Annotated in this window: 24 protein-coding genes; 16 read left to right on the plus strand and 8 right to left on the minus strand. The window is 69.0% G+C overall.

The genetic code is table 11. The features are described from left to right. The first annotated feature begins 77 nt into the window (after positions 1-77). The 4 genes from AC07CM_RS37315 to AC07CM_RS37330 all read left to right on the plus strand — a co-directional run bounded on the left by AC07CM_RS37315 (position 78) and on the right by AC07CM_RS37330 (position 4,161). Positions 78-1,715: a M48 family metalloprotease gene (locus AC07CM_RS37315; protein WP_478880943.1), complete on the plus strand. Its 1,638-nt coding sequence runs from the start codon at positions 78-80 to the stop codon at positions 1,713-1,715. 48 nt (positions 1,716-1,763) lie between these two features. Next, the gene (locus AC07CM_RS37320) at positions 1,764-2,855 is read left to right on the plus strand and encodes a hypothetical protein (RefSeq protein WP_478880944.1); all 1,092 of its coding nucleotides are present in this window, start codon (positions 1,764-1,766) and stop codon (positions 2,853-2,855) included. A gap of 161 nt (positions 2,856-3,016) precedes the next feature. Continuing rightward, the gene (gene msrA, locus AC07CM_RS37325) at positions 3,017-3,730 is read left to right on the plus strand and encodes a peptide-methionine (S)-S-oxide reductase MsrA (protein WP_478880945.1); all 714 of its coding nucleotides are present in this window, start codon (positions 3,017-3,019) and stop codon (positions 3,728-3,730) included. 116 nt (positions 3,731-3,846) lie between these two features. Then, on the plus strand, positions 3,847-4,161 hold the full coding sequence (locus AC07CM_RS37330) for a DUF4291 family protein (protein ID WP_478880946.1): 315 nt from the start codon (positions 3,847-3,849) through the stop codon (positions 4,159-4,161). On the opposite strand, the gene AC07CM_RS37335 is transcribed toward AC07CM_RS37330, so the two are convergent. From AC07CM_RS37335 to AC07CM_RS37345, 3 genes are all read right to left on the minus strand, one after another. Beyond that, positions 4,113-4,523 (minus strand): ATP-binding protein, encoded by a 411-nt coding sequence (locus AC07CM_RS37335; protein ID WP_478880947.1) that lies wholly within the window; start codon positions 4,521-4,523, stop codon positions 4,113-4,115. The genes AC07CM_RS37330 and AC07CM_RS37335 overlap by 49 nt on opposite strands. A 236-nt stretch (positions 4,524-4,759) precedes the next feature. Further along, positions 4,760-5,185 carry a tautomerase family protein gene (locus tag AC07CM_RS37340; protein ID WP_478880948.1) on the minus strand — a complete coding sequence of 142 codons (426 nt, stop codon included), beginning with the start codon at positions 5,183-5,185 and terminating at the stop codon, positions 4,760-4,762. Between the two features lie 31 nt (positions 5,186-5,216). Further along, entirely contained in the window at positions 5,217-5,918 is a 702-nt protein-coding gene (locus AC07CM_RS37345; protein WP_478880949.1) for an SDR family oxidoreductase, read from the minus strand. Between the two features lie 85 nt (positions 5,919-6,003). Here AC07CM_RS37345 and AC07CM_RS37350 point away from each other — a divergent pair, with 85 nt between their 5' ends. After that, positions 6,004-6,591 carry a winged helix-turn-helix transcriptional regulator gene (locus AC07CM_RS37350; protein WP_478880950.1) on the plus strand — a complete coding sequence of 196 codons (588 nt, stop codon included), beginning with the start codon at positions 6,004-6,006 and terminating at the stop codon, positions 6,589-6,591. A gap of 422 nt (positions 6,592-7,013) precedes the next feature. On the opposite strand, the gene AC07CM_RS37355 is transcribed toward AC07CM_RS37350, so the two are convergent. Continuing rightward, on the minus strand, positions 7,014-10,880 hold the full coding sequence (locus AC07CM_RS37355) for an AAA family ATPase (RefSeq protein ID WP_478880951.1): 3,867 nt from the start codon (positions 10,878-10,880) through the stop codon (positions 7,014-7,016). 170 nt (positions 10,881-11,050) lie between these two features. Between AC07CM_RS37355 and AC07CM_RS37360 the strand changes: the two genes are divergently transcribed. The 7 genes from AC07CM_RS37360 (at position 11,051) to AC07CM_RS37390 (ending at position 15,749) form a co-directional block, all read left to right on the plus strand. Then, positions 11,051-11,485, plus strand: coding sequence for a DUF4291 family protein (locus AC07CM_RS37360; RefSeq protein ID WP_478880952.1), 435 nt, complete (start codon positions 11,051-11,053; stop codon positions 11,483-11,485). Positions 11,486-12,012: 527 nt separating this feature from the next. Continuing rightward, complete coding sequence (locus AC07CM_RS37365; RefSeq protein WP_478880953.1) at positions 12,013-12,201, plus strand: hypothetical protein; 189 nt, start codon at positions 12,013-12,015, stop codon at positions 12,199-12,201. Further along, positions 12,198-12,902, plus strand: coding sequence for a cytochrome b N-terminal domain-containing protein (locus AC07CM_RS37370; protein WP_478880954.1), 705 nt, complete (start codon positions 12,198-12,200; stop codon positions 12,900-12,902). Before AC07CM_RS37365 ends, AC07CM_RS37370 begins: the two co-directional genes overlap by 4 nt. After that, a complete protein-coding gene (locus tag AC07CM_RS37375) occupies positions 12,902-13,876 on the plus strand; it encodes a hypothetical protein (RefSeq protein ID WP_478880955.1) in 975 nt (324 codons plus the stop codon). The genes AC07CM_RS37370 and AC07CM_RS37375 overlap by 1 nt, the downstream gene beginning before the upstream one ends. 165 nt (positions 13,877-14,041) lie before the next feature. Then, positions 14,042-14,392, plus strand: a complete 351-nt coding sequence (locus AC07CM_RS37380) for a hypothetical protein (RefSeq protein WP_478880956.1) — start codon at positions 14,042-14,044, stop codon at positions 14,390-14,392. A gap of 167 nt (positions 14,393-14,559) precedes the next feature. After that, entirely contained in the window at positions 14,560-15,183 is a 624-nt protein-coding gene (locus AC07CM_RS37385) for a DUF6230 family protein (RefSeq protein WP_478880957.1), read from the plus strand. 86 nt (positions 15,184-15,269) lie between these two features. After that, on the plus strand, positions 15,270-15,749 hold the full coding sequence (locus AC07CM_RS37390) for a DUF6114 domain-containing protein (RefSeq protein ID WP_478880958.1): 480 nt from the start codon (positions 15,270-15,272) through the stop codon (positions 15,747-15,749). A 100-nt stretch (positions 15,750-15,849) separates the two neighbouring features. Here the strand turns inward: AC07CM_RS37390 and AC07CM_RS37395 are convergent, their stop codons facing one another. Beyond that, entirely contained in the window at positions 15,850-16,347 is a 498-nt protein-coding gene (locus tag AC07CM_RS37395) for a hypothetical protein (RefSeq protein ID WP_478880959.1), read from the minus strand. 450 nt (positions 16,348-16,797) lie between these two features. Between AC07CM_RS37395 and AC07CM_RS37400 the strand changes: the two genes are divergently transcribed. Beyond that, positions 16,798-17,769 (plus strand): trypsin-like serine peptidase, encoded by a 972-nt coding sequence (locus tag AC07CM_RS37400; RefSeq protein ID WP_478880960.1) that lies wholly within the window; start codon positions 16,798-16,800, stop codon positions 17,767-17,769. An 82-nt stretch (positions 17,770-17,851) separates the two neighbouring features. Here the strand turns inward: AC07CM_RS37400 and AC07CM_RS37405 are convergent, their stop codons facing one another. Continuing rightward, positions 17,852-18,151, minus strand: a complete 300-nt coding sequence (locus tag AC07CM_RS37405) for a hypothetical protein (RefSeq protein ID WP_478880961.1) — start codon at positions 18,149-18,151, stop codon at positions 17,852-17,854. A 161-nt stretch (positions 18,152-18,312) separates the two neighbouring features. On the opposite strand from AC07CM_RS37405, the gene AC07CM_RS37410 reads away from it, so the two are divergent. Next, positions 18,313-19,590 (plus strand): ATP-binding protein, encoded by a 1,278-nt coding sequence (locus tag AC07CM_RS37410; protein ID WP_478880962.1) that lies wholly within the window; start codon positions 18,313-18,315, stop codon positions 19,588-19,590. A 313-nt stretch (positions 19,591-19,903) separates the two neighbouring features. Then, entirely contained in the window at positions 19,904-20,632 is a 729-nt protein-coding gene (locus tag AC07CM_RS37415; protein ID WP_478880963.1) for a hypothetical protein, read from the plus strand. A 130-nt stretch (positions 20,633-20,762) separates the two neighbouring features. Here AC07CM_RS37415 and AC07CM_RS37420 read toward each other — a convergent pair whose 3' ends face one another. After that, a complete protein-coding gene (locus AC07CM_RS37420) occupies positions 20,763-21,806 on the minus strand; it encodes an NAD(P)-dependent alcohol dehydrogenase (protein WP_478880964.1) in 1,044 nt (347 codons plus the stop codon). Positions 21,807-21,976: 170 nt separating this feature from the next. Here AC07CM_RS37420 and AC07CM_RS37425 point away from each other — a divergent pair, with 170 nt between their 5' ends. Further along, a complete protein-coding gene (locus AC07CM_RS37425) occupies positions 21,977-22,873 on the plus strand; it encodes a helix-turn-helix domain-containing protein (protein WP_478880965.1) in 897 nt (298 codons plus the stop codon). Between the two features lie 17 nt (positions 22,874-22,890). Here the strand turns inward: AC07CM_RS37425 and AC07CM_RS37430 are convergent, their stop codons facing one another. Next, positions 22,891-23,661, minus strand: coding sequence for a globin domain-containing protein (locus tag AC07CM_RS37430; protein ID WP_478880966.1), 771 nt, complete (start codon positions 23,659-23,661; stop codon positions 22,891-22,893). Between the last annotated feature and the right edge of the window lie 37 nt (positions 23,662-23,698).

Raw genomic sequence — 23,698 nt, forward strand, 5'->3', positions numbered from 1 at the left:
CCCCACACTCACCGGCAGCACCGCAACCCGGTGTTCGCCATGTCCATGTCTCCGGGTCCTGTGGGGGGATCTGCCCGATGGGCGCAACTCTGCGCGCGCTGCGCGCGCTCGTCCTGCTGTGCGGCTTCTATCTGCTGAGCCTGCTGCTGCTCGCGGCACTGGCCGGTCTCGACGCCGCCGTGTTCACCTGGGTGCACGGCGCAGCCGGCATCAAGATCGTCATCGTCACCGTGCTGCTCGCCATCCCCGTCGTACGCGGCGTGTTCATGCTGCGCACTCCCCGGGGCGAGCCGCGACCCGGCATCGAGGTCACCGAGGCCGACGAGCCCCGGCTGTGGGCCCTCGTCAGGGAACTCGCGGCGGCGACCGGCACCCGCGCCCCGGACCGGATCCTGCTCACCGCCGAGGTCAACGCGGCCGTCAGCGAACAGGCGCGTCTGCTCGGCCTGCTCCCCGGCCCGCGCCGCCTCTACCTCGGCGTACCGCTGCTGACCGGTCTGACCGAGGCACAGCTGCGCGCCGTACTCGCCCATGAGTACGGCCACTTCACCGGCGGCGACACCCGGCTCTCCGCGCTCGTCGTGCGCGGCCGGGTGCAGATCGCGCGGGTGATCGGGCAGTTCCACGCCAGTGCCGACGGCAAGGTGGCCGCGGAGCGCGCCCGTCAGGAGAACGCCGCCGCCAAGCGGGTCGCCAAGGGCAGGAAGGCCAAGAAGGTCGACACCGGTGGGACCGGGGCGACGTACCGGATGATGGCCTCGCTCTACACCCTGTACGGCAATCTCTACCTGCGCGCCTCCCTCACCACGGCCCGCGGCCAGGAGTACGCCGCCGACCTGGCCGCCGCCCGGATCGCCGGGCGCGACGCGACCGCCTCGGCGCTGCGCGAGATCCCGGTCCTGGCCGCCTCCCACGAGTTCTACCTCGACTCCTACGCCACCCTCGGCCTGACGGCCCGGATGCTGCCGCCGCGCGGCGAGTTCTTCGGCGGCTTCGGCCGGCTGCTGACGGCCCGCGAACCGGAGCTGGCACGACTGCGGACCGAGCTGCCGACCGAGCCCGCCTCGCCGTACGACTCCCATCCGCCGATCGCCGAACGGGTCCGCCGGATCGAGGCGCTGCCCGCCGACGGGCGCACCGAGGACGCCAAGAGCGCGGCCCTCGCCCTGCTCAGCGACCCCGAGCGCACCCTGGCCGCGCTGGAGGACGCCGTCCTCACGGACGAGGTCCTCGCCTTCTCCCGCGCCACCGAGTGGCGGCAGCTCCTCGAGGCCTCCATGGCCGAGGGCATGTCCTCCGCGCACACCCCGCTGCACCGGGCGCTCGCCGACTACACCGGGCAGCCGCCGACGCTGTCCGCGCTGCTGGACGTCGTCGACGACGGCCGGCTGTGGCGGCTGGCGGAGCGGCTGCCGCTGTCCGAGCAGGCGGCCGAGGCGAAGGGCCGGGCCTTCCGCGAGTTCGTGCGGCCGCAGTTGCGGAAGTCGCTGCGCACCATGGTGCTGGCCGAGTTCAGCGCCCGTTCGCTGCTGCACTGGGAGTTCTCCTGGTCCCAGGCGGCCACCGTACGGCTGCCCGGCCGGGCCTCGAAGAACACGCCGGACGACGGCCCCGAGGCCGCGCTCGATGCGGCCGTGGACGCGGCGCTCGCCGACCACCCCGACACGGGCCCGCTGCGGGCGCTGCTGCCGCCGGCGCAGACGCAGCCCGCGTGACCGGCCCCGCCCCCGCGACGCCGCCCCTTTGACGAACGGACCCCTCCCATGACCGTCCTGCTCTGGATCCTGGCCGTCCTGGCCGTCCCCACGCTGATCATCGTCCTGTGGCTCGCCGGGGTGTTCCTGAAGGAGTTCTTCAAGCCGAGCCCCGACGACGGCACCGAAGCCGCCGAGACCGCCGAGAAGCTCGGCCTGCTGCCCGCCGGGCGGCAGAACACCGACCACGCCTCCCCGCTGCCCGCGGACTGGGCGGCCGCGCTCACCGCGGTGCGCGCCGGCGACTGGCAGCCCGCCGCCGAGCTGCTGAGCGGCATCGGCCGGGACTGGGAACGCCGTTCGGCGGTCGGCTACCTGCTCGCCGAGTGCGCGGCCGAGGAGGACGAGTGGCTGCTGGCCTGGGAGACGGCGCGTCCCGAGGACCCGGACGCGGCCATGGTCCGGGCGCGCAGCACGGTGATCCTCGCGTGGAAGCTGCGCGGCGGCAGGATGGCGAACCACACCACGCACGAGCAGTTCGAGGGCTTCCACCGGACGCTGAAGAACGCCCGCGAGGAGATCGCGCGGGCCGCGGCCCTCAACCCCGACGACCCGACGCCGTACATCGCCGAGATCTGGGTCGCGCTGGGACTCGGCTACCCGAACGCCGAGATGGACAAGCTGTGGGCGGAGATCACCACCCGCGCCCCGCATCACTACGAGGCGCACTTCTCGGCGCTGCAGTACTGGTGCGCGAAGTGGCGGGGGTCCGAGCGGCTGGCGTTCGAGTTCGCCGAGCGCGCGGCGGCCGAGGCACCGCTGGGCAGCCTGCTGACCGCGCTGCCGCTCATCGCGCACTTCGAGCACGACGAGTCGGAGGACACCGCGGCCGACAACACACCGGAGATGGTGGCCCGGGTCGACGCGGCCCTCGCGGACGCGGCCGCGGCGGACCCCTCGCACCCGCGCCTGCCGGAACTGCGTCACCTGCTGGCCTTCTACCTCAACCTGCAGGACCGCGACGAGGCGGCACTGGAGCAGTTCAAGCTGGTCGACGGGCATGTGAACGCACTGCCGTGGCGGTACCGGGGTGACGGCATGGCGGCCTACTACTGCAAGGTCCGCAACACGGTGGCACAGGCGGCGACGTCGGGGGCGTGAGTCACCCGGACCGGCACCAAGGGGCCCCTGACCGGCACTCAGGCGGCCCCCTGACCGGACCCTGAAAGGGCTCCTGACCGGAATTCGGCGGGCATGGCGACCGTTCTACGACGCGCCGGCCCGCTGAGGCCGCCCCGCCCACAGACCGACAGGGAGAGCCCATGCTCTTCGGCCGCACACCCCGGCTGCCCACTCCCGAACAGGCCCTCAAGGGCCGCGACATGCCCGCCTTCGTGGTCCCCGAGCGCCACACCGTCCTGGGCACCCCGCTGCTCGGCCCGTACCCCGAGGGCCTGGAGGTCGCCGACTTCGCCCAGGGCTGCTTCTGGGGCGCGGAACGCAAGTTCTGGCAGCTTCCGGCGGGCGTCCACACCACCCTGGTCGGCTACCAGGGCGGCTACACCGAGCACCCCACGTACGAGGAGGTCTGCTCGGGCCTGACCGGCCACACGGAGGTGGTCCGGGTGGTCCACGACCCGGCGGTGATCTCCTACGACCGTCTCCTGAAGACCTTCTGGGAGTCCCATGACCCCACCCAGGGCTTCCGCCAGGGCAACGACGTGGGCACGCAGTACCGTTCGGCGATCTACACCCACACCCCGGCCCGGGCCGCCACGGCCGAGGCCTCCCGCACCTCGTACCAGAAGGCCCTGACCTACTCCGGCCACGGCACGATCATCACGGAGATCCTCCCCGCACAGGACCGCCCCTTCTACCCGGCGGAGGCGTACCACCAGCAGTACTTGGACAAGAACCCGGCCGGCTACTGCGGGCTCGGCGGGACGGGGGTCAAGCTGAGTACCTCGGTCGAGACGAACTGGAGTGCGTCTTGCCCGACCGGCGTCGCCCCTGCTCCAGAGGCCACGGACAAGTAGCCGGCGTGAGCCCAGGTGCCTGAAGAGGGCGGCCGTGGCACCGACAACCCGCCCGGCGCTGCAGTGCGGCCCTCCCTCTATGGCGAACGGCAGTCGAAAATCAGTGGCCGCCTGCAGTGGCCGACCCCACGCTGTACGCCATAGAAGAACCTCAACGCGGGATCCGTGCGGCCTACGCGGAATCCACGATCACCGTCTACCAGGCATACTCCTCGGAGATCGGTCTGCCCGCCGCCTGCGAGGGCCGTTTTCCCGCCGCCTGGAAGCGGGACAGGACGACTTGGATCACCCCGCGCGTTTCCGAGTGGATACCTGCCAGCGCAGGCACCTCGTCGGCTTTCCCGCCTCGCGCGCGACCTGCCTTGTGCGCTGGTCGATCGGGTCAGAGCATCTGCTCGGCACAGACCGTCTTGCCGCCCTGGGAGTGGTGAACGCCCCATTTCTCTGCGAGTTGGGCGTCGATGAACAAGCCGCGCCCGCCTTCGTCGACGATCTTCGCGTGGCGCAACCGCGGCGCGAGGGCATGGCTGTCGTGGACTTCGCAGGTGAGTGTGTGGTCGATGATGAGGCGCAGCCGCAGAGGCAGGGTGCCGTAGCGGACGGCGTTGGTGACCAGTTCGCTGACGATCATTTCTGTGGTGTAGACGGTGTCCTTGTCGACACCCCAATGGACGAGCTGGTCTCGGGTGCGGGCACGCGCCGTGGCTGCAGCTTGGGGGGTGGAGGTCGAGTTGCCACGCCGCGACATGGTCAGCGGGCAGTGTGTGGGCGCGGGCGAGGAGGAGGACGACATCGCTGCGGCGGTCGCCGATCACCAGCCGGTAGACCATGTCATCGCACAGATCCTGCAGCGGCCGGTCAGGGTGGGCCAGCACCTGTTGGAGGGTGTCCGGGGACGGGGAGGTGAGCATGAGGGCTGCGGTGCAGAAGGCGAGGATGCTGCCGTCGGCGACAGAAATCGTGGTGGCGGCGAAGGGGGAGACCCTCGGCACTGCCCAAGGCAGGTCCGCTCGGCAGGTCGAAGCTCGGTCAGTAAGGGGAGGCCGCGTTGCTCTCAGCCCAGAGCTTCTCGACATCGGAGCCTCCGGGGGGCGGCACAAGACCGTTGATCATCCAGAGGTCCTCGCTGGTCTCGTCGACGTGGAACTCCCAGTGCAGCCCTGCGATCCGTTCGAGGTGGGGCTGCAGAATGCCCTTGACCCACTGGGCAGTCCGGCGCCGGCTCTCCCGGTCGGGGTTGTGGCGGGCGATGTGGTCGATGGTGATGCGGACCCCGACCGTCGTGGGCTCTCCACCGACGTAGAAGTCCTCGGGCCGGGTCTCGTGGAACACCGTGACCACGTAGAACCGGGGCAGCCCGATCTTTTCGTAGTGGTCAGTGATGCGGGAGGCCAGTCGGTGCTTTTCCTCGTCGCTGAAGATTCCGGGCGCGTGGTGAATGGTCCACAGCGGCATGGCGGTGCTCCTTGGGTGTCGGGATGCGATGTCAGCGGGCGAACGAGAAGGTCAGGCCCTCCACAGGGCCGGACAGTGCCGCCTTGGCGGCGACGGTGACGTCGTCGGCGAGCACCTCCGTGCCCCCGCCTTCCAGGCCGTCGACGATCCGCGCGGCCACCTCGGTCGGCGTCACCTTCGGCAGATCCATGGCGGAGACCATCTCTGTGTCGATGAACCCTGCGTGTACGCCGACGACCTGGGTGTTCTGGTTCGCCAGTTCGAGCCGGAGCGAGTTCGTGACGGACCACGCCGCCGCCTTGGACGCCCCGTAGGCGCCGCTGCCGGCCAGCCAGGACAGCACGGAGTGCATGTTCACCAGTGCGCCCCCGCCGTTCGCGGCCAGGATCGGCGCGAAGGCCCGTGCCACCCGCAGCAGCCCGAAGACGTTGACGTCGAACGTCGTGGTGGCGGCCTCGAGGTCGCCCGTCAGCAGAGGAGCCGGCAGCAGGATCCCGGCGTTGTTGAACACGATGTCGACGTCGGCGGCGACGTCCGCCAGGGCGGCGACCGATGCCGTCGAGCGGACCTCGAGCTCAGCGGTGACCACCCCTGGACGGTCGTCGACGTACGTCGAACGCGCGGTCGAATACACCTTTCGCGCCCCGCGTGCCAGCACTTCGTCCACCAGTGCCGAGCCGAGTCCCCGTCGACCCCCGGTCACCATGACCACCCTGTCTGCTATTGCAACCATGGCGTCTCCCATCTGAGTAACGAATCCGTTAGTGAGATGGAATCACGCCCTGCTGGATAACGCAAGCGTTAGTTACACTGATGGTATGGCGATGAATTTCGAGGAACGGCTGCGCGACCGGGATCCGTGGCCGATCGGCGACGAATGCTCGGCGAGTCGGGTGCTGAACCTGCTCAGCACCAAGACGGCGTTCCTGGTGGTCCGGGAATGCTTCTACGGCACAACCAGATTCGACGACTTCGTGGCGCGGATCGGGGCCTCGGCACCGGCGGTGTCACGGGCACTCACGCAGCTGAAGGCCGCGCAGATCGTCGCGCCTGTTCCCTACCGGGAGCCCGGGAGCCGGGCCCGCGACGAGTACAGGCTGACCAAGGCCGGCGAGGACCTGCTGCCGGTGCTCCTGTCGCTGGTGCAGTGGGGCGATGCGCACCTGCAGGAAGGTCGCCCGCCCCTGTCATTCGTCGAGGCCGACACCGGCCGTCCGATACGGGTCTGCGTAACCGCCGACCCAGCACCGGAAACGGTGTCCGACGCCATCGAGATCCGGCTGAGCCCCGCCTGCCGGTCGCCGCTTGCAGCCGCGGTCGGCAGCTCGCGGGAACACCACGATTCCGAGAGTCGCAGCTCTACCGATCATGATGAGCATGGGTTGGAGCGAGGCTTCTCAGCATAATGATCTTTCAGCCGGCTGCGCATGACAGCAGGGCCGCCGTGACGATCCGGAGCCGACGGCGGGGATGGCCGAGGGGGATGCCGGGAATGAAGGTCACGACGTGCAGCGTCCCCATGAGCCCGGGCTTGTGCCACCGCTCGGCGGACCAGGATGTCGCATCCGTTTCCACAGGGCTCCTGCCCGAACTCGGGAGTACGTCAGCTGTTGAGCAAGGCGGAAGCGCGCCATGGGACCGAAGTGTGGATCACGGAGTGGTGAAGAAGTCGACCAATGACACAGCTCCGGGCCCCGTTGGTCGCTATCGCGGTCGCGCCGAATTGGCAAAAGCGTCTATGAACAAGGCTTGACCTGGGTCATAAACCCGCGTTCATGAACTCTCTTTCGTGGGCTGAAGAGGGTGGGATTACTTCGTTGATCGCTTCTCAGGCGTGCTCGAATCGACTGAGCAGGCGGGAGCCCAGTTCGAGAACCATGATGCCGCGTGGCCCGGCCACGACGGCTCGGTTGCCGGGAAGGAACCTGGTGCTCCGCAACGGTGATCCGACCCGTAGATGGTGCTCTCGTCGACTTTCCGCGGACCACAGGGCAGCGGAGCAGGTGTGTCCGCCGGAGAGGATGAGCGGCTGCCTGTCGATCTGGGTGGTGTCCACATCGGCCAATTGCATGTGATGGGCCTGCTCGAGTTGGGCATCGATCATCGGGGAACCGTCTTCGGTGTTCCAGATGTGCAGACGAGAGTAGCCGCCGACTCCGACGGCGACCGGGATGTCACCTATGTGGCTGAAGGAGACAGCCGTTATGGGAAACGGGTCGCCGTTGTCCATTCTGAGGACGCGATGCCGCGTCTCGTCGTTCGTCACGGTCCACAGCCGGGCCTGGAAGCATTCCCAGTCCCATGTGACGAACCGGTGTGCTTCGTCCGGTTGCTCTGGGAGCGGAGCCACCATGAAGCTGCCGGTGTGGCAGGCCAGCGGTGGCCGAATAGCATCACAAGTGGCTAGGTCGAAGAAGCCCAGTCGCCCGCTTGTCGCAGTGACGAGGAGTAGTGGCCGCTCCCTGTTCACGACAGCGATGGACCTCCACTCCTCGTCCGAGGCCAACTGGAAGTCGTATGACGGTTGGCCGTCCGGGAAGACCCGTAGCGTGATGTGCCTCTGCCTATCCAGCGTGACGAAGGACCGCGGGTCGCCCGGGACCACGGCTGCGCTGCGGAAGCCTTCCTCGGCCGATCGACTCAGTTCGGCGAGGACGTCACCGCCGTCCGCCTCGAAGATCACGAGAGAGCCGTCGGCCTTGATGGACGCGATGCAGCTCTGTCGGGTGGAGTTGGTTCCCGTGACGACGCTGTGGTGGTCGCCGACAGAGACCACCGGGCGGGCTGCTTGGATGTTCCAGGCACGTACGGCGCCGTCACGTCCTCCCGAGATAAGCAGGCGGGCACCGTTCAGTTCGCACTGTGCCAGCGATTGCACCCCGCCGTCATGAACGGCCAGTTGCCGTACCTCCTCTTGGGCGGCGCCACGTATGAACAGGTTGCCGTTCCAATCGCCCCAACACCACAGATCGTTGTCGTGGCCCGTGATGAGGGTGGTGAATACTCCCGCGTCACCATGATGCGGGTCCCCGACAATCTCTCCACGGACTGGGTCCCAAGCGATCACCTGGCCTGCCGCAGCTCCCAGAAGGATCACGGGGCCATCCTGGCGCTCAGCGAGCGATGCTGCCCAGAAGCGCGTGTCACTCCGCCAGCCCGGCACGTGTACTCCGGGATGCAGCGATTCACTGAGCGGACGACCGGTGTTGAGGTCCCACGTCTTAATGTCACCACTGTTGCCGCTCACCACGGCAAGGCACCGCCCGCCTACGTTGTCCACCACGAGAACTTGGTCTTCTCGACCGATCACGACGGGCGGCAGATCCAGCACATGACCGTCCCGCACGGACAAGACCTCGACTACGTGATCTCGGCTGATCGTAGCCACTGCGGATTGACCTGCGACGTCTATCGACCAGACACCGCTTGGCGCACGACCTTCCGCGAGAATCTGCTGCGGATCGGTCGCGTCCGGCGTGGTCCGCAGCAAATGCCCATCCTCGTGAAGGGTCACGATGGCGATGCCGTCACCCTGCCGAAAGGTAGCCATGTCGAGGATGGGTGAATCCGGCTCCCGTACGCCGGTCACCATGGGTTCTCCATCGGCGAGGCGCCACGCCTGGATGCCCCATGCGCTCGCCGAGAGCACCACGATCCCCCTCGCTGTCTCAACGGTGCCGACAGCAAGGACGTAGTCGTCATGGTGACCGAGCATGCGGCTCTCAACGAGAGTGTCCCAGCGAGCCCAGAGCACCGACCAGGGACGATCGGGAGCTGTAGCTGCCAGTTCGCCCGCCAGGCGTGCGTCGCCGGCCATGTGGGCCGCCATCTCGAGGTAGCAGATGCGCTCGTCTTCCGGTGCCACAAGCAGCTGCTGGCCGACTCGTTGAATGATGCGAGCCACTCGCCGGCCCGACCCGGTGCGAGCGGTGGGGAGTGCCGTCAGCAGCCGAGCCGGATCCACGGCAGCCAAAAAGCCCGCGTCATCGAGAAGCTGGTCCAGCACCTGGCCCTCGCCCGCATGGAAAGGCAGATATGTACGCGTGTAGCTGTCGGCGTGCGCCCAGTCCCGCTCGTCCAGGGAAGACGATGACAGCTTCTCGAGGAGGATGTCCGCAAGACGGCGGTGGACCTCGGCTGCCGGACGCTGACGAGTGCTCAGCTGGCGCAAATGCTCGCCCAGCGCTTCGTGGAAGAGCCGGAAGGTGACACGGTCTCCGTGGGTGCTGCGGTGGAGCAGGTCCACCGCAGCGCTGTCCAGGAGCAGCCGGGTGACATCGCGTTCGGAGTACGCGGCCGTTCCCAGCATGGTGGCCGCGGCCGCCCAGGTTCCTGGGTCGCTGAAGCCATCGCCCTGGGACCAGGCCAGAGCCATCAGCAGATCGCGTAACCATGGCCCACCCGGCTGGACGTCACGAAGGTATCGGTCCATGGCGGCACCCACTGTGGTGGGAAACGTCTCCGCCCACCCAGAGCTCCCTGTATCCACGGGTTCGTCAGATCCCATCAGGGACAGCGCCGTGAGCTGTGCCACGAGAAAACTGGAGCCGGCACGAGCTGCTACGGCCGCAGCGACCTTTTCCGCGAGTGCAGGGCGGGCACGGTAGGGAGTGCGGACCTGCGGGTCCGGATCGGCCAGCAATGTGCTACAGACGTACTCAGCAACATCGCGTCGATCCAGATACTGTTCCTCGTCGAGATCGAGTACGAGCGCCGAAGCTCCGAACAGCCGCACCAGGTGGTCCTCGCCACCTCGGCGCGTGCCGACGAGCAGACGGATACCCGTCCGCTCCGACGCCGCCGCCAGCGGCTCGAGTAGGTCAACGATGAGCCGATGGGCGTCGGCAGCCTCATCCACCCCATCGACGACGACCACAGTTGGTCGATGCTCGACATCCTCGCGGAGATGTGCGAGGAGACCGCTGCACGTCCCCTCGTCGATCGTCAGGGCCTGTGAGATCTCGGCGGCCACTTCGTCTGCCGTGCGGCCACGTACGTGCACCGCGATGCTGATGGAGCCGACCGGCGGTCGCGTCCCGGCTGGTGCAGTGGCAAGCACCTCATTGGGTTGTCCGGCATCGGCCAGACTCACCAGCCTTCCGAGAACCGCTGACTTACCGGATCCCGGGGCACCGGTCACGACACGAGACCACGCAACGTCCAGACCGGCGCCGTTGATCCAGTCCACCAGCTCACGCAGCACTCGAAGCCGACCCATGAAGTATGAACCCTCGCGCACGAGCGAAGGCAGAATTCCACGCCCTCTAGGGTGGAAGTGACTGCGCAACTGCTCCGCCCGCTGCGCAGCCGCGGTATCAGACCTATTAGCCAGCATTTGCTGGTGCTGCGCCCGCCTCGAAACTCGATCGCTAAGCGCATCAACCGCAGGTGGTACCGCAAATCCGCATACCATGACCAGGGCTGTGAGGACCACCAGGACAGGGGAGACGCGGTCAGACGTGAGGAGCCCCAGCAAGGCCCCAATCGCGACTGCTAGGCCCGGCAGCATGTAGAGCAACAGGCGCTCGGTCAGTGACCGTCGATTGTCACGCTGGCGCAGTGAGTACACGGTTTCATTCGTATAGGCAATCGCGCCTCCTCGTCCATGGAATCCGCGGACGATCATCAAGCTGTACTCACCGCAGGGCATCGGAGCGCGGGCCGCCGTCGCGCTCGAGCGTTCTGCTGCGAGCACGGCTCGACATGGGCATCAAGCCGCGTTCAGGCGACCCAACCTGACCATTGCTGAAGGTCATCGCGATTGAGGCGTGGCGGCTGCATGACGCGGTCCGTGCCAGCACTGTGGCACTCAGCAGCACCGAGCTGACAGTGTGCACAGACCCAGAAAAGGACTATGAACGCGACTTGACTTGGATCAAGCCGTCGTTCCCGTGGATGATGTGCCGCTGCGGCTGGGGCGCCAAGGAGGGGCAGGAGACCGTGCTCGCCGTCGAGATCAACCGACGGCTTCGAGTGGGCGCTGCGCCACGCGTGTCTGTCGAGCCATGTGTGCGGGGTACACCCCGACCGAGCCACCTGGCAGCGTCAATTGAAGCGCGCGCCCGCCCGCAGTGGGACCCGGAGCGGGACCTGCACCTACAGCCGCTGCCCTACCGGTCCCTGCAACTCGGCATCTCCGGTGAGGCTGTACGACGCTATGCGGACGAATGGACGGTCGCCATCCGCGACGTGACACCACTCGCCCACGAGATACACGCCCTCGTCAGCGGTGGTGACCTGGACTCCGCCGCCCGCCTGCTGCCCCAGGAGGCGCCTATCCCGTTGAGGGCGAGCTTCTAGCCCACCTGCGGGGATGACAGCGGAACCCGCCGCCCATGGATCACATGACAGCACAGGCTCGGCGGGACGGGGGTCAAGCTGAGTACCCCGGTCGAGACGAACTGGGGGGCGTCGTGCCCCACGAGCATCGCTCCCGCGTCCGAAGTCACTGACGAGTAGCCCGCCCGTCGCCGGCAGCGCGCCTCCCTTTGCTGATCAGAAGCGGAGGAAGCCGCTGGCCGGCGAGCGGCTGAGCAGCGTCATGGGGGAATTGACGCTGTTCCCAGCCGCACCTGGTCAGCCGACCGCCCCTCGTCGAGGACCATCGAAGAGCGGCGGATCTCGGCGAACCAACGCCGGTGGCCGCACCTTGGTATCCTCCTGGCCGAAGATCTCCGGAGTGCGGGCGAAAGCGGACAGAGCGCCCGCACTGAAGCATGTTCCCCTTCGGCCTTTCAGCCTATGGTCCGGGCGAGCCCGGATGCCCAGAGCGCTACGAGGCGCTTCGCTTGTCATCGGCGGCGCGGAGACGAATGGGCGGCGAGATCATGACAATCACGGGACTCGTGCTGTCGGGTGGGCGGGCGCTGGCCGCGCCCATCGATCTGAACGGGACCGGGCGCTATGTGCACTGGGGCGTCATCCAGGTGTCCGTCGCGAACCTCGTGGTCATCGGCCTGATGGTGGTCGTCTTTGTCGCCGCCCTGCTGCTGCCCTTCCCTGGAGGCCGCAGATGAGTGGTCCAGGTGAGGGCGGCGCGGCCATCGGGCCGTACAAGAACGTGTCCGCCAGGGGCGGCTGGACCGGAGCGGTGCGGCGGCGGGCGGTCGCGGCTCTGCCCCCGGACAAGCTGCTGCCGGACGCCCAGCCGGCATACATGGCCTCATGGGTCTATGTCTTCGGCGTGCTCACCGTGGCCTCGCTGATCGTGGTGCTCGTCACCGGTGGGGTGCTCGCGTTGAAGGGACCCGCCTGGTGGCACATCTCGGCGAGCGGGAAATACGTGAACAGCCTGCACCTGTGGAGCGTCGAGCTGTTCATGTTCTTCATGGTCATCCACCTGTGGGGCAAGTTCTTCATGGCCGCCTGGCGCGGCCGGCGGGCCCTGACGTGGGTCACCGGCGCGGTGTGTTTCTTCACCTCGATCGGCACCGCCTTCACCGGCTACCTGGTCCAGCAGAACTTCGACTCGCAATGGATCGCCGGGCAGGCCAAGGACGGGCTCAACTCGGTCGGTATCGGCGCGTTCTTCAACGTGCTGGACTTCGGGCAGATGCTGATGTGGCACATCGTGCTGCTCCCGTTCGTCCTTGGTCTTCTGACCGCATGGCACGTCCTGCTGGTCCGGCGGCTCGGAATCGTGCCGCCCATCGGGGCGACCGATCCCGCGGACAGCGGCACGATCTCGCCCGCGTCCGCACCGGGGGAGGTGCCGTGATGGACCGACACTCTCGGAAGTACCCGGTACCGGACCCCGCCGCCTTCCCCACCCGACCATACGACTTGGTCAAGGAGTTCGTGATCGCCCTGGTGGTGGTCGCGCTTCTCACCGCCGGTCTGGCTGCTGTCTTCTCCTCCCCCGACGTCAAGCCGGTCACCTTGGCCTCCTGGTCGCGGGCAGCCGGCGGCGACTTCACGACGACCGCCGTGGCCGAACTCGGCGGCACCAGCGGAACGGCACAGTACGGACCGCCGTACAACCACACACCCGGCGCGGCACAGAAGCTCGGCCCGCTCGGGCTACAGGGCGCCGCCGGAGTCCGTATCCCGGTGGACACCGCCAACGACTTCGTGCTCCGCCCTCTGGCACAAGCCCCCGAACCGCCCGGCGTCAGGGGGGCCCTCACAGCCTGGGCCGCTGCTCCGGCCACCCGGCACCAGGCGTGGACCAAGGCCTACTCCGATGCGCTGGCCAAGTCTCCGGGCGGCGACCCCGCGAAGGTCGCCGAGGGCGACTACGGCCCGGTCCCTGTCCTCACCGCCCGCCTTCTCGACCTGGCCAGGTCCGGTGCACTGGACGGGCAACTGCAGGCCGAGGGCAAGTTCTACCAGACCGATTACACCCGTCCTCTGCTCTTCCTCTCCGACGGTTCCTACCTGGAGTCCCTGGCCCGCGCCGAGCACCTGGGCGGCGACCAGTGGGGAATGATGAACGAGACCGGAAACTACCCGGGCCAGGCGTGGCTGTGGCTCTACACGTTCTGGTACCAGATCGAACCCTTCAAGTCGTCCGGCAACGCAGATGCGCTGATCTGGGGCCTGATGGCTCTGCTCAGTCTGGGTCTGCTCCTGGTCCCCTTCATCCCCGGAGTGCGGTCCATCCCGCGCTGGACGCGGGTGCACCGTTTGATCTGGCGCTCGTACCACCGTGACCAGGAGGCTGCAGTGAGGGCCAGGCAGTCGGAGAGCTGAAAGGCAGCCAAGGCATCGAAGAGGGCCCGATCGTCAAGGTTCCCGGCCTGACCGCGTTCTCCACGCCCGCACTCGAAAGACGAAGTCGAGTCCTTCGCCGTCCGACGCCACGCGGAGGAGGCGGCGGGCCGACGTACTCCACGCCGCGTCACCATGCCGCTGTCAGTGTTTCGATGGCCCGGCGAGACGGCCCCCTCTCGCCTGGGACTCATCGCCGACGTCGCGAACCGCCACACCGCGTTCTGGCGTTTCCCCTTCCCCGACGAGAGCCTCCACCGCGACAGCCAGGGCCGGCAACTGGCCGGCCTGCACGCCTGTATCGACAGCTGTGCCGCCTCGTACCTCACGAACCTCGGTCGCGTGGACGCCCCGACGCGGGACGCCTTGGCCGAGGCGATCAGCGGAAGCGAGAGCCTTCTTCAACAGGGCTGGGCGCCCCTGAACGGTCATCCGCTCGTGTGGCTGCGCTTCGCGAACCTCGTCGCGTACGCCGCAGCGGTGCCGCCTGGCTCGTGAGCACTGCATCGCCCGAACGGCCGAGCAACATGTGCGTCACCCGTACGGCGGCCCTGGCGTGCAGCCGATCGGCACAACCGGAAGCCTAGGATCCGTCACTGGACAGCGAGGCAAATGTCTGCTTCGTCCAGGTAGAGGCGGCTCGCGCCATGACCGAAGGAGACGGGATGTCGCCCCGCGTCGGCAAAACCCGCTGGCGGCGCTTTGCGGCGGTCCTGGTACCCAGCGTCGCAGCCTGCGCGGCCCTCGGCATCGCCATGGGACAGGGTGTACTGGCCGCGTCGTTCCTCATCTCCGGCAAGGAGTTCCAGGTCACCGCGGACACGCTGACCGCTCGCGGGTTCAGCGTGTACGGCATGGTGGACGTGACCAGGCAGGGCCAGCATGTGCCGGTGATGGTCACCGGATCCCGGCACTCGACGATCAGCGCGCTGTGCCAGTCCGTACTGGTCGAGATCCCGGTCCTGGGCGTACAGACGCTGAAGCTCACCGGCGGGGACGAACGACCGGTCGAAGCATCGAACCTGTTCCTCGACACGACGTCCCAGTCGGCCGGGCAGGCGAATTTCCGGGGCCTCGACCAGGGAATCGCGCAGGGGGAGATCACCAAGGGTCCGATCAATCCGGGCGACAGGAACTCGCGCTTCTTCGACCCCGACGGCTTCGGGCAGCAGGCCACGTCGGTCACCCTGACCGACGTGCGCGTGACCGCGGTCGCGCTGACTGCCGGTACGTTCAACATCCCCGGCCTGCGCGTGCGGCTCGAGCACGGCCGTCACGAATGCTTCTGAGTCCCGGGCGGGCCGAACCTGCCGAACGCCCCCGCAGCCGCCTCACACGGCCCGTGCGCACCCCGCACCGCTGATCAGGAAGACACGTGATCACCGACTTCCAGGGCAGACGCCCCCGACCGCGCGTCACCGCAGCGCGCGCCCGGCGCAGATTCAGAACCTGGCGTGGCGAACGTCCCTTCTGGGCGGGGCTCTTCACCCTGACGGCGGGATTGCCCATCCTCTACTGGCCGTACGCGAAGCTGGACCTGGGCGGGATTCCGCTGGCCATGTCGACCACGTCCGGTGCCGGAGCCCTGGTCATCGGAGGCCTGCTCATCACCCTGGGGCTCACCCTCTGGTACCACCCGCACCTCCGCATGTTCTCCGGGATCGCCGCTCTCCTGCTCACCCTGATCTCCTTCCCCGTCGCGAACTTCGGCGGTCTCTTCCTCGGACTGATCACCGGTCTGATCGGCGGCTCCTTGGCCTGCTCCTGGGCTCCCGTCGCCACCGAACCCTCGACGGCGCCGGCGGACGGCGGGTCCACGGCCGTTCCGGCAGGAGAGGGTCAACGGGGCACTTGACCACGCCCATCGGCCCACGGACAGCTCCGCCGTCCCGTCCGACGGGCGTGGCTCAGGTGGATGACGGATCTTCTCTCGGATCGCGCCCTCGCCCGTGCGTTCACTGGCTCTTCGCCGAGAAGTCGTGGGTGGCTTCGAGGAGGGGCAACTTGTGGACACCCTCTGCCGGCGTGGCGTCGGAGGGCGGTCCCTGCGGCTGGACCGACATGACGACGACCACCTGGTAGTCGCCGCTGAAATCGGCGTGCCGAACGCGTATCAGCGCGGTGTTGATCGTCGGGTGGGCCTGCTTGGCGGCGGCGATCAGCTTCGCCGCCCGGGCGCTGTCGGTGGCGAAGAGGGTGACGAGGCCGCCGTCCTCGTCGACGTGCAGGTCGCTGTAGCTGTCGGCGAACGCCCCACGGCCCTGCTCGCCGAGGGCGTTGGCGACGGCGTTCAGCGGTGCGACCTTCTTGGCGTGCGCGAGGAGCGCGGCGTCGGTGCTGGTGGCTCGCTGTCCGTCGTTGGCCTCGGCCGCCGGCGTCACGGTGACGGCGAGCAACGCGCCTGAGGACGAGGCGGTGGCGAGCGCGAGGAACCTGGTTCGGAAACCGGGCACGAGAATCCCCCTGAATGATGTGAATTTCCCCGTGTGACCAAACGGTCGATCGTCATCGAAACCCAGAGCCGAACATGCGTCAAGGGAATTGCCTTGGGCGCGCACCCCTACATGGAATTACCAACTCCGAATGTCCGCAAGAGGGCCGGCAAAGCGGAGTAGGAATCCATGAATTTCCCGCCCGACATACCTGCCGAAGCATCCCACCAGCAGGTCAGGGCACGATCGAACCCCTTAAGGCGAATGATTAATTCGGAAACTTTCCGATGAAGGTTCCACTCTTGAAGCAAAGAAAAAGTAAAAGTAAATAGTTCGACTCACGAGCAGTCGCCGCCTATTCTCTGCTCGTCCTGTCCAGTCACCCGCCGGGGGAGCGCAACCCAAGTGAAGAGCCATATAAAGAGACGCATATCACAAAGGCACCGTGCAGGCCGACGCGGTGCCTTTCTCATGGCCGCGGGCGCGATCGCCGGCCTGCTCTCCACGTCTGGTGTGGTCGACACGGCCAGTGCCGCGGACGGGAAGGCGGCGCCGCGCTGGACCGCCGCGGCGGCGCAGCGGTTCTGGACCGACCGACGGATGGCCGAGGCGATGCCGCTTCCGGACGACCGGAGCCCGGCGACCGCCGACGCACCGTCTCCGGACGCGGCGAGGCCCCTGTCACGGCGCGCCGGGGTCGGCCCGGGAAGCTCGCACTTCGGCGGGCTGCCGATGATCGGGCGGATGTACGTGCAGCGGGGCAGTGGCTCCTACTTCTGCACCGCGAGCGTGATCAGCAGCCCGCACCACAACATCGTGCTCACCGCGGGCCATTGCCTGGACTCCAGGGCAGGGACCGGCTCCTTGGCGTTCGTGCCGCAGTGGACCGCGGCCAGGCCGCGACCGCATGGGATCTTCCCGGTCGCCACCGACTCCAGGGGCCGCAGCCAGGTCTGGATCGATCAGCGCTACTACGACCGCGGGCACACGAAGGGCGCGCCGTGGGACGTGGCGTTCGCACGGCTCGGGGCGCGCACCGACGGCAAGCAGGTGCAGGACGTCGTGGGCGGCAACGCCCTTGCCACCGGGCGCGGTTACGCGTTTCCCCGAGTGCGGCTCGTCGGCTATCCGAACACGGACCAGCAGCCGCTGACCTGCACCGACTCCACGACGCGGTTCACGCCGAGCGACGGCACGCCCGGCTCGTACCTCCGGATCGCCTGCGACGACTACCGGTCGGGTACCAGTGGCGGCCCGTTCCTGGCGAACTTCGACACGCACACGGGGAAGGGCGACGTGGTCGGGAGCATAGGCGGTTGGAAGACAGGGGGACCCACCGCCGACGTCTCCTACAGCCCGTATTTCGGCTCCGACATCCGGCGTCTGTACGACGCGGCCGTGGCCGGTTCCCCGCCCGCCCGGCCCGGGGCGCTGCCCCAGTGACGTGATCGACGGAGCCCCCTTCGGGACGGAGGGGGCTCTGCACGTACCGGCACCGGCAGTCGTGTCCGCGGCCACGCCGGTGTCAGGACACGATGATCACGACGAACCCGTTGTTGAAGCCGTGATCGAAGCGGTTGTCGAAGCGATGGTTGAAGTGGTCGAAGCGGTCGAAGCGGTTGTCGAAGCGGTCGAAGCGGTTGTCGAAGCGGTTGTTGAAGCAGCGCCAATCGCCACGGTCCCAGCACCGGTCGGTGCTCACCTGGGTGTGCGCGGCAGGGGTCGCTGCCGCGGCCGTGCCCGCCACTGCGACCGCGGCGCCGCCGGCCATCAGGATGCTTGCCGCGGACGCCGCGGCGAGACGCCTGGCGCGTTGTGCTCGCATGATGGATACACCTTTCCTTCCATCGTCTCGCGCGTGCCCAGAGTTCAGGGCCTACTTCCAGTACGTCGGCGGCGCCCTTTGGGATTGGTGCCCGTGCCCGCATGTGCGGCCGCCCGCCCACGGGGGACAATGGGACTCCCGGTCCAGATGAGGTGGTGGCGATGCCCCCCTGGCATCTGCGCGACTATCACGACGACGATCTCGACCAGGCCATCCAGATCTGGGACCAGAGCCGCCAGGCCGAGGCGGAGTCGGTGTTCCCGGTCTCCGAGGTGATGACCGCTGCCAAGGCCGGTCAGCCGGCGGTGGTCGCCGTGGTGGGCGACGAGCTGGTCGGCATGGCGGTGGCGGAGGCGCACGGCAAGCGGGCGTGGGTCGTCCTGGTGGCGCTGGCCTCCCGCTGGCGTGAGCGCGGGATCGGCAGCGCGCTGCTCGCCGAGCTGGAGCGCCGGCTGCGTGCGCTGGGTGTGCGCCACATCAGTGCGCTGCTGCCCTCGGGCGCCGCCGGGACGAAGGCGCTGGAGAACTCCGGCTACCGGTTCCGCGACGGCCTGACCTACTACGAGAAACTCGAACCGCCCGGAGCCGCCAACGCCGACGTCCTCGCGGCGCTGGGCGGCCGCATGCTGCCCGAGGGGCTCTGGGAGGCGATGGCCGGCATGGAGCGGGAGAAACAGGTCGTCGAACGCCGTGTCGTGCTCCCGCTGACCGAGCCGGCGCTGGCCGACCGGTACGGCGTGCTGCCGCCCAAGGGTGTCATCCTGTTCGGGCCGCCGGGCACCGGAAAGACCAGCTTCGCCAAGGCCGTCGCCTCGCGGCTCGGCTGGCCGTTCGTGGAACTGTTCCCGTCCCGGCTCGCGGCCGACACCAGCGAGGGGCTGGCCGCGGCGCTGCGGGAGGCCTTCTCGGACCTGGCGGAGCTGGACTCGGTGCTGCTCTTCATCGACGAGGTCGAGGAGATCGCCGGCGCACGGTCCGGGAAGGCGGTCGACCCCGGGCACGGGGTGACCAACGAGCTGCTCAAGCTGATCCCCGGCTTCCGTGAGCACGACGCGCGGCTGCTGGTCTGTGCCACCAACTCCGTGCGCTCTCTCGACGCGGCGTTCCTGCGCCCGGGCCGGTTCGACTACGTCATTCCCATCGGCCCGCCCGACCCGACCGCCCGCGCGGCGATCTGGGGCCGCTACCTCAGGGCCGCCCGCGACTCGGTGGACATCGGCCAACTGGTCGCTGCGAGCGAGCTGTTCACCCCGGCCGACATCGAGTTCGCCGCCCGCAAGGGCGCGCAGGCGGCGTTCGAGCGCGAGGTCGCGCAGCGCCAGGGCCGGCCCGCCACCACCGAGGACTACATGACCGCCATCGCCGACACCCGCCCGACGCTCACCGCACGCGCGATCGAGGAGTTCACCGAGGACATCGGGAAGTACAGCCGCCTCTGAGACCCGTCCCGGCCGGCCCCGCGCCATCCCCCACCCAACTCCGCCACGAGCCGCCGTAGTTCCTTCCGCTCCTGGTCCAGCCTCGCCGCGCTCCGGTCCAGTTCCGCGAGGCGGCTGCGCAGGGCCTCGGGCAGGCCGGGCACGGCGTGAGACCGCGTGCTCGGCGGCAACGCGGCCTGGCTGCCGGGCGCCGCGTAATTCCGGCGACGGCACCACCCGCGGCCCCGTACATTCGCCCCTCGTGTCATGAGACGGGAGACCGGAGAACCGGAGAACCGGGAAACCGGGAACCGGAAAAGGGGAGGGACCGGAGATGAGCAGTCGCACGTTTCTGATCGGCGGCGGGTGGGACCGCGCCGAGGTGTACGAGCCGTTCCTGCGGGCCGCCGTGGGTGACGGGCCGCCGCGGGTCGGCTGCCTGGTCCTCGACGAGGGGGACGGGACGGCGCAGTTCGAACGCCATGCGGCGGCGCTGGGGAAGGCGGGCCCGTGCACGCCGGTGGCCCTGCTGGTACCGCTCGGCGGCCGGTTCGAGCCGGAGGCCGCGCTGGCCGGGATCGACGGGCTGCTGGTGTGCGGTGGGCTCACTCCCGCCTACCAGGACGCCCTCGCCGGCTGCCTCGACCGGCTGCCGGGGCTGCTCGCCGCGCGCGGTGTCCCGTACGCCGGCTTCTCCGCCGGGGCGGCCCTCGCCGCGCGGCGGGCCGTGGTCGGCGGGTGGCTCGTGGACGGGGTGCCGGTGTGCCCGGACGAGACCGGGGAGGACCTGGAAGAGGTCGAGGTGCGGGCGGGTCTCGGGCTCGTGCCGTTCGCGGTGGACGTCCACGCGGCCCAGTGGGGGACGCTGGGGCGGCTGGTCGCGGCGGTGGGGCGCGGTGCCGTGCCGTACGGGGTCGCGGTGGACGAGAACACGCTGCTCACCGTGACGGACGGCGAGGCACGCGTGTCGGGGGCCGGACAGGTCCATGTCGTGCGACCCGACGGTGACGGGGGCGCGCTGGTGCGGGCCCACCGCGCCGGGGAAGGATTCCCCGTCGAGTAGCCCGCACCGCGCGGTCGAGGGCACGACGCCCGAGTCCTTCGGAGGCGCGGGGAACCGCGCGACCAGCCCGCCACGGACCCGCACCCGGCCGACGGACCCGCGCCCGCGCTCCCCCGCCCGATCGACGGAGTCAGATCGTCGCCGTGTCGATGACGAAGCGGTAGCGGACGTCGCTCGCCAGCACCCGCTCGTACGCCTCGTTGATCTCGGCGGCGCTGATCAGCTCGATCTCGGCACCGATGCCGTGCTCGGCGCAGAAGTCGAGCATCTCCTGGGTCTCGGCGATGCCGCCGATGCCGGAGCTGCTCAGGCTGCGGCGGTTGCCGAAGAGCGACTGGAGCACGACCCGCACCGGCTCCTCGGGGAGGCCGACGTTCACCATGGTGCCGTCCGTGCGCAGCAGGGACAGGAAGGCGGCGAAGTCGAGCGGGGCCGAGACGGTGTTGAGGATCAGGTCGAAGGTGCCCGCCAGCTCCTCGAAGGTCTTCGGGTCGCTGGTGGCGTAGTAGTGATCGGCACCGAGCTTGAGGCCGTCCTCCTGCTTGCGCAGGGACTGCGACAGGACGGTGACCTCGGCGCCGAGCGCGTGCGCGATCTTGACGCCCATGTGGCCGAGACCGCCGAGGCCTACGACGGCGACCTTCTTGCCGGGGCCGGCGTTCCAGTGCTTCAGGGGCGAGTACGTGGTGATGCCGGCGCACAGCAGCGGCGCCGCCACGTCCAGGGACAGGCCGTCGGGGACGCGGACGACGTAGTTCTCGTCGACGACGATCTTCTGCGAGTAGCCGCCGTACGTGGGCTGCCCGTCCTTGCCGACGGAGTTGTACGTCCAGACGGTGCCGCCCGTGGAGCAGTACTGCTCGAGGCCGGCCTTGCAGTTGTCGCACTCGCGGCAGGAGTCGACCATGCAGCCGACGCCCACCCGGTCGCCGACGGCGAACTTCGTCACACCGGAGCCCACCTCGGAGACGACGCCCGCGATCTCGTGGCCGGGGACCATCGGGAAGGTGCCGGGCCGCCAGCCGTCCTGGGCCTGGTGGATGTCGGAGTGGCAGATACCGGCGAACTCGATGTCGATCAGGACGTCGAACTCGCCGACCGCGCGCCGCTCGATGGTGGTCCGCTCCAGCGGAGCCTTCGCGGCGGGCGCGGCGTACGCAGCAACAGTGGTCATGCCGGGGTTCTCCTAGCAGGGGTTCCGTGCCCGGTCGCCTTCCGACCGGGTACGGCGTCCAGCCTGCCGCAGGTGCGGTCCGGCACCCAGACCACGCCTCTTCGTACGACCGCTGTGCCTACCACTGGCGGGATCAGGCTGGTGTGCGTACGACCATGAATACTGGACGTATGGACGAACAGCAGGAAGCAGCCGCAGGCCGGCCCCTGGACCGGCGGGCCGAGCTGAGCGAGTTCCTGCGCAGCCGGCGGGCCCGGCTGAAGCCGGAGGACGTGGGGCTGCCGGACTTCGGCAGGCACCGCCGGGTGCCGGGGCTGCGCCGTGAGGAGCTGGCCCAGCTGGCCGGGGTGTCGGTCGCCTACTACACCCGTCTGGAACAGGGCAACGGGCGGAACGTCTCGGCCGAGGTGCTGGGCTCGATCGCCCGCGCCCTGCGGCTGACGGACGCCGAGCACGCGCACCTCACCCACCTGGCCAAGCCGAAGACGCAACGGAAGAAGCCGGCGGCACGGCAGCAGCAGGTGCGGGCGGCGCTGTGCCAGCTGCTGGACACCATGGACGCCGTGCCCGCGTACGTCGCCGGCCGCCGCGCGGAGATCCTGGCCTGGAACCGGATGGCGGCCGCGCTCTTCGGCGACTGGTCGGAGCTCGCGCCCGCCGACCGCAACTGGGCCCGGCTGGTCTTCCTGCGCCCCGAGTACCGGGACCTGTTCGTCGACTGGGAGCAGAAGGCGATCGACATCGTCTGCGCCCTGCGCATGGACGCGGGCTGCTACCCGGACGACCCCCGCCTGTCGGCGCTGGTCGGCGAGCTGTCGGTCAAGAGCGAGGAGTTCCGGCGGCTGTGGGCGACCCACGACGTCAAGGAGAAGAGCTACGGCGTCAAGCGCCTGCACCACCCGCTGGTCGGCGACCTCTCCCTGAACTTCGAGACGTTCCGGGTGGCGGGCGACACCGACCAGGCCCTGATCACGTACCATGCCGAGCCGCACTCCCCCTCGGCGCAGTCCCTGCGCCTGCTGGCCAGCTGGGGCACGGACGCGGCGAGGGTCGTGCCGTCCTCCTGAAACCCTGACGGATCCCGTCACCCCTGGTACGGCGGTGCGGCCCCCCAGTTCCACTTCGGCACCGGCTGCTCCGCCGGCGGCTTCGCGTCGGAGCCGGAGAAGTAGAGGGCCAGCCGTGTGCCCCACTCGACATAGGCCAGGAAGGCCGAGCGGAACTCCGCGTCGGTGGGGAGGCCCGCCTCGTCCGCGGCGTCCTGGATGAGGTTGACCCAGCGGCGGCGCTGGGGCTCGGTGATGTTGCGGCCGAGATGCTTGGCGACCATGTGGCCGTGGCCGCCCTGACTCTGGGAGTAGTGGGCGGGGCCGCCGAAGACCTCGCCGAGCCAGAGGGCGACATGGGCGGCGTGCTCGGCGGGCAGGTCCGCGAAGAGCGGTGCCAGGAGGTCGTCCTCGAGGACCTTGTCGTAGAAGACCTCGGTCAGGCGGGAGAAGGCCTCCGCGCCGCCCGCCCAGTCGTACGGAGTCGGGGTCGCCGCGCCCGTGCCCCGGACCGGCGTGGGCCCGTAGTGGCGCATCTCCTCGATGTTCTCGACGTACGGGCGGATCTCCGCGAAGAACGGCGGGAACGAGGCCGACTTGCGGAAGCCCTCGAGATGGTCCTCGGTGGACTTCCAGGTGATCCGGAGGACGTGATGCTCCGGGTCCTCCTCGCAACGGGTGAGTTCGTAGTCCACGCACTGCGGTGCCGCCGCGAGATGCGTCACGGCGCGGGTGTAGGCGGCCAGGAACTCCGCCGACTGCTGCTCGGGGATGCGGTACCGGATGTATTCGACCGTGTGAGCCGTCATGAGTGCACACAAACACGGACGGCCCGCCGGAAGCAGC

Source organism: Streptomyces sp. NPDC044061, from assembly GCF_056434305.1.

Bases quoted from the DNA above. Each gene is read 5' to 3' on its own strand.
- AC07CM_RS37350 (WP_478880950.1), top strand. From the start codon at position 6,004: ATGGCGATGAATTTCGAGGAACGGCTGCGCGACCGGGATCCGTGGCCG.
- AC07CM_RS37320 (WP_478880944.1), top strand. From the start codon at position 1,764: ATGACCGTCCTGCTCTGGATCCTGGCCGTCCTGGCCGTCCCCACGCTG.
- msrA (WP_478880945.1), top strand. From the start codon at position 3,017: ATGCTCTTCGGCCGCACACCCCGGCTGCCCACTCCCGAACAGGCCCTC.
- AC07CM_RS37415 (WP_478880963.1), top strand. From the start codon at position 19,904: ATGAGCAGTCGCACGTTTCTGATCGGCGGCGGGTGGGACCGCGCCGAG.
- AC07CM_RS37340 (WP_478880948.1), bottom strand. From the start codon at position 5,185: ATGCCGCTGTGGACCATTCACCACGCGCCCGGAATCTTCAGCGACGAG.
- AC07CM_RS37410 (WP_478880962.1), top strand. From the start codon at position 18,313: ATGCCCCCCTGGCATCTGCGCGACTATCACGACGACGATCTCGACCAG.
- AC07CM_RS37375 (WP_478880955.1), top strand. From the start codon at position 12,902: ATGGACCGACACTCTCGGAAGTACCCGGTACCGGACCCCGCCGCCTTC.
- AC07CM_RS37385 (WP_478880957.1), top strand. From the start codon at position 14,560: ATGTCGCCCCGCGTCGGCAAAACCCGCTGGCGGCGCTTTGCGGCGGTC.
- AC07CM_RS37425 (WP_478880965.1), top strand. From the start codon at position 21,977: ATGGACGAACAGCAGGAAGCAGCCGCAGGCCGGCCCCTGGACCGGCGG.
- AC07CM_RS37405 (WP_478880961.1), bottom strand. From the start codon at position 18,151: ATGCGAGCACAACGCGCCAGGCGTCTCGCCGCGGCGTCCGCGGCAAGC.
- AC07CM_RS37315 (WP_478880943.1), top strand. From the start codon at position 78: ATGGGCGCAACTCTGCGCGCGCTGCGCGCGCTCGTCCTGCTGTGCGGC.
- AC07CM_RS37365 (WP_478880953.1), top strand. From the start codon at position 12,013: ATGACAATCACGGGACTCGTGCTGTCGGGTGGGCGGGCGCTGGCCGCG.
- AC07CM_RS37400 (WP_478880960.1), top strand. From the start codon at position 16,798: ATGGCCGCGGGCGCGATCGCCGGCCTGCTCTCCACGTCTGGTGTGGTC.
- AC07CM_RS37430 (WP_478880966.1), bottom strand. From the start codon at position 23,661: ATGACGGCTCACACGGTCGAATACATCCGGTACCGCATCCCCGAGCAG.
- AC07CM_RS37345 (WP_478880949.1), bottom strand. From the start codon at position 5,918: ATGGTTGCAATAGCAGACAGGGTGGTCATGGTGACCGGGGGTCGACGG.
- AC07CM_RS37420 (WP_478880964.1), bottom strand. From the start codon at position 21,806: ATGACCACTGTTGCTGCGTACGCCGCGCCCGCCGCGAAGGCTCCGCTG.
- AC07CM_RS37370 (WP_478880954.1), top strand. From the start codon at position 12,198: ATGAGTGGTCCAGGTGAGGGCGGCGCGGCCATCGGGCCGTACAAGAAC.
- AC07CM_RS37335 (WP_478880947.1), bottom strand. From the start codon at position 4,523: ATGTCGTCCTCCTCCTCGCCCGCGCCCACACACTGCCCGCTGACCATG.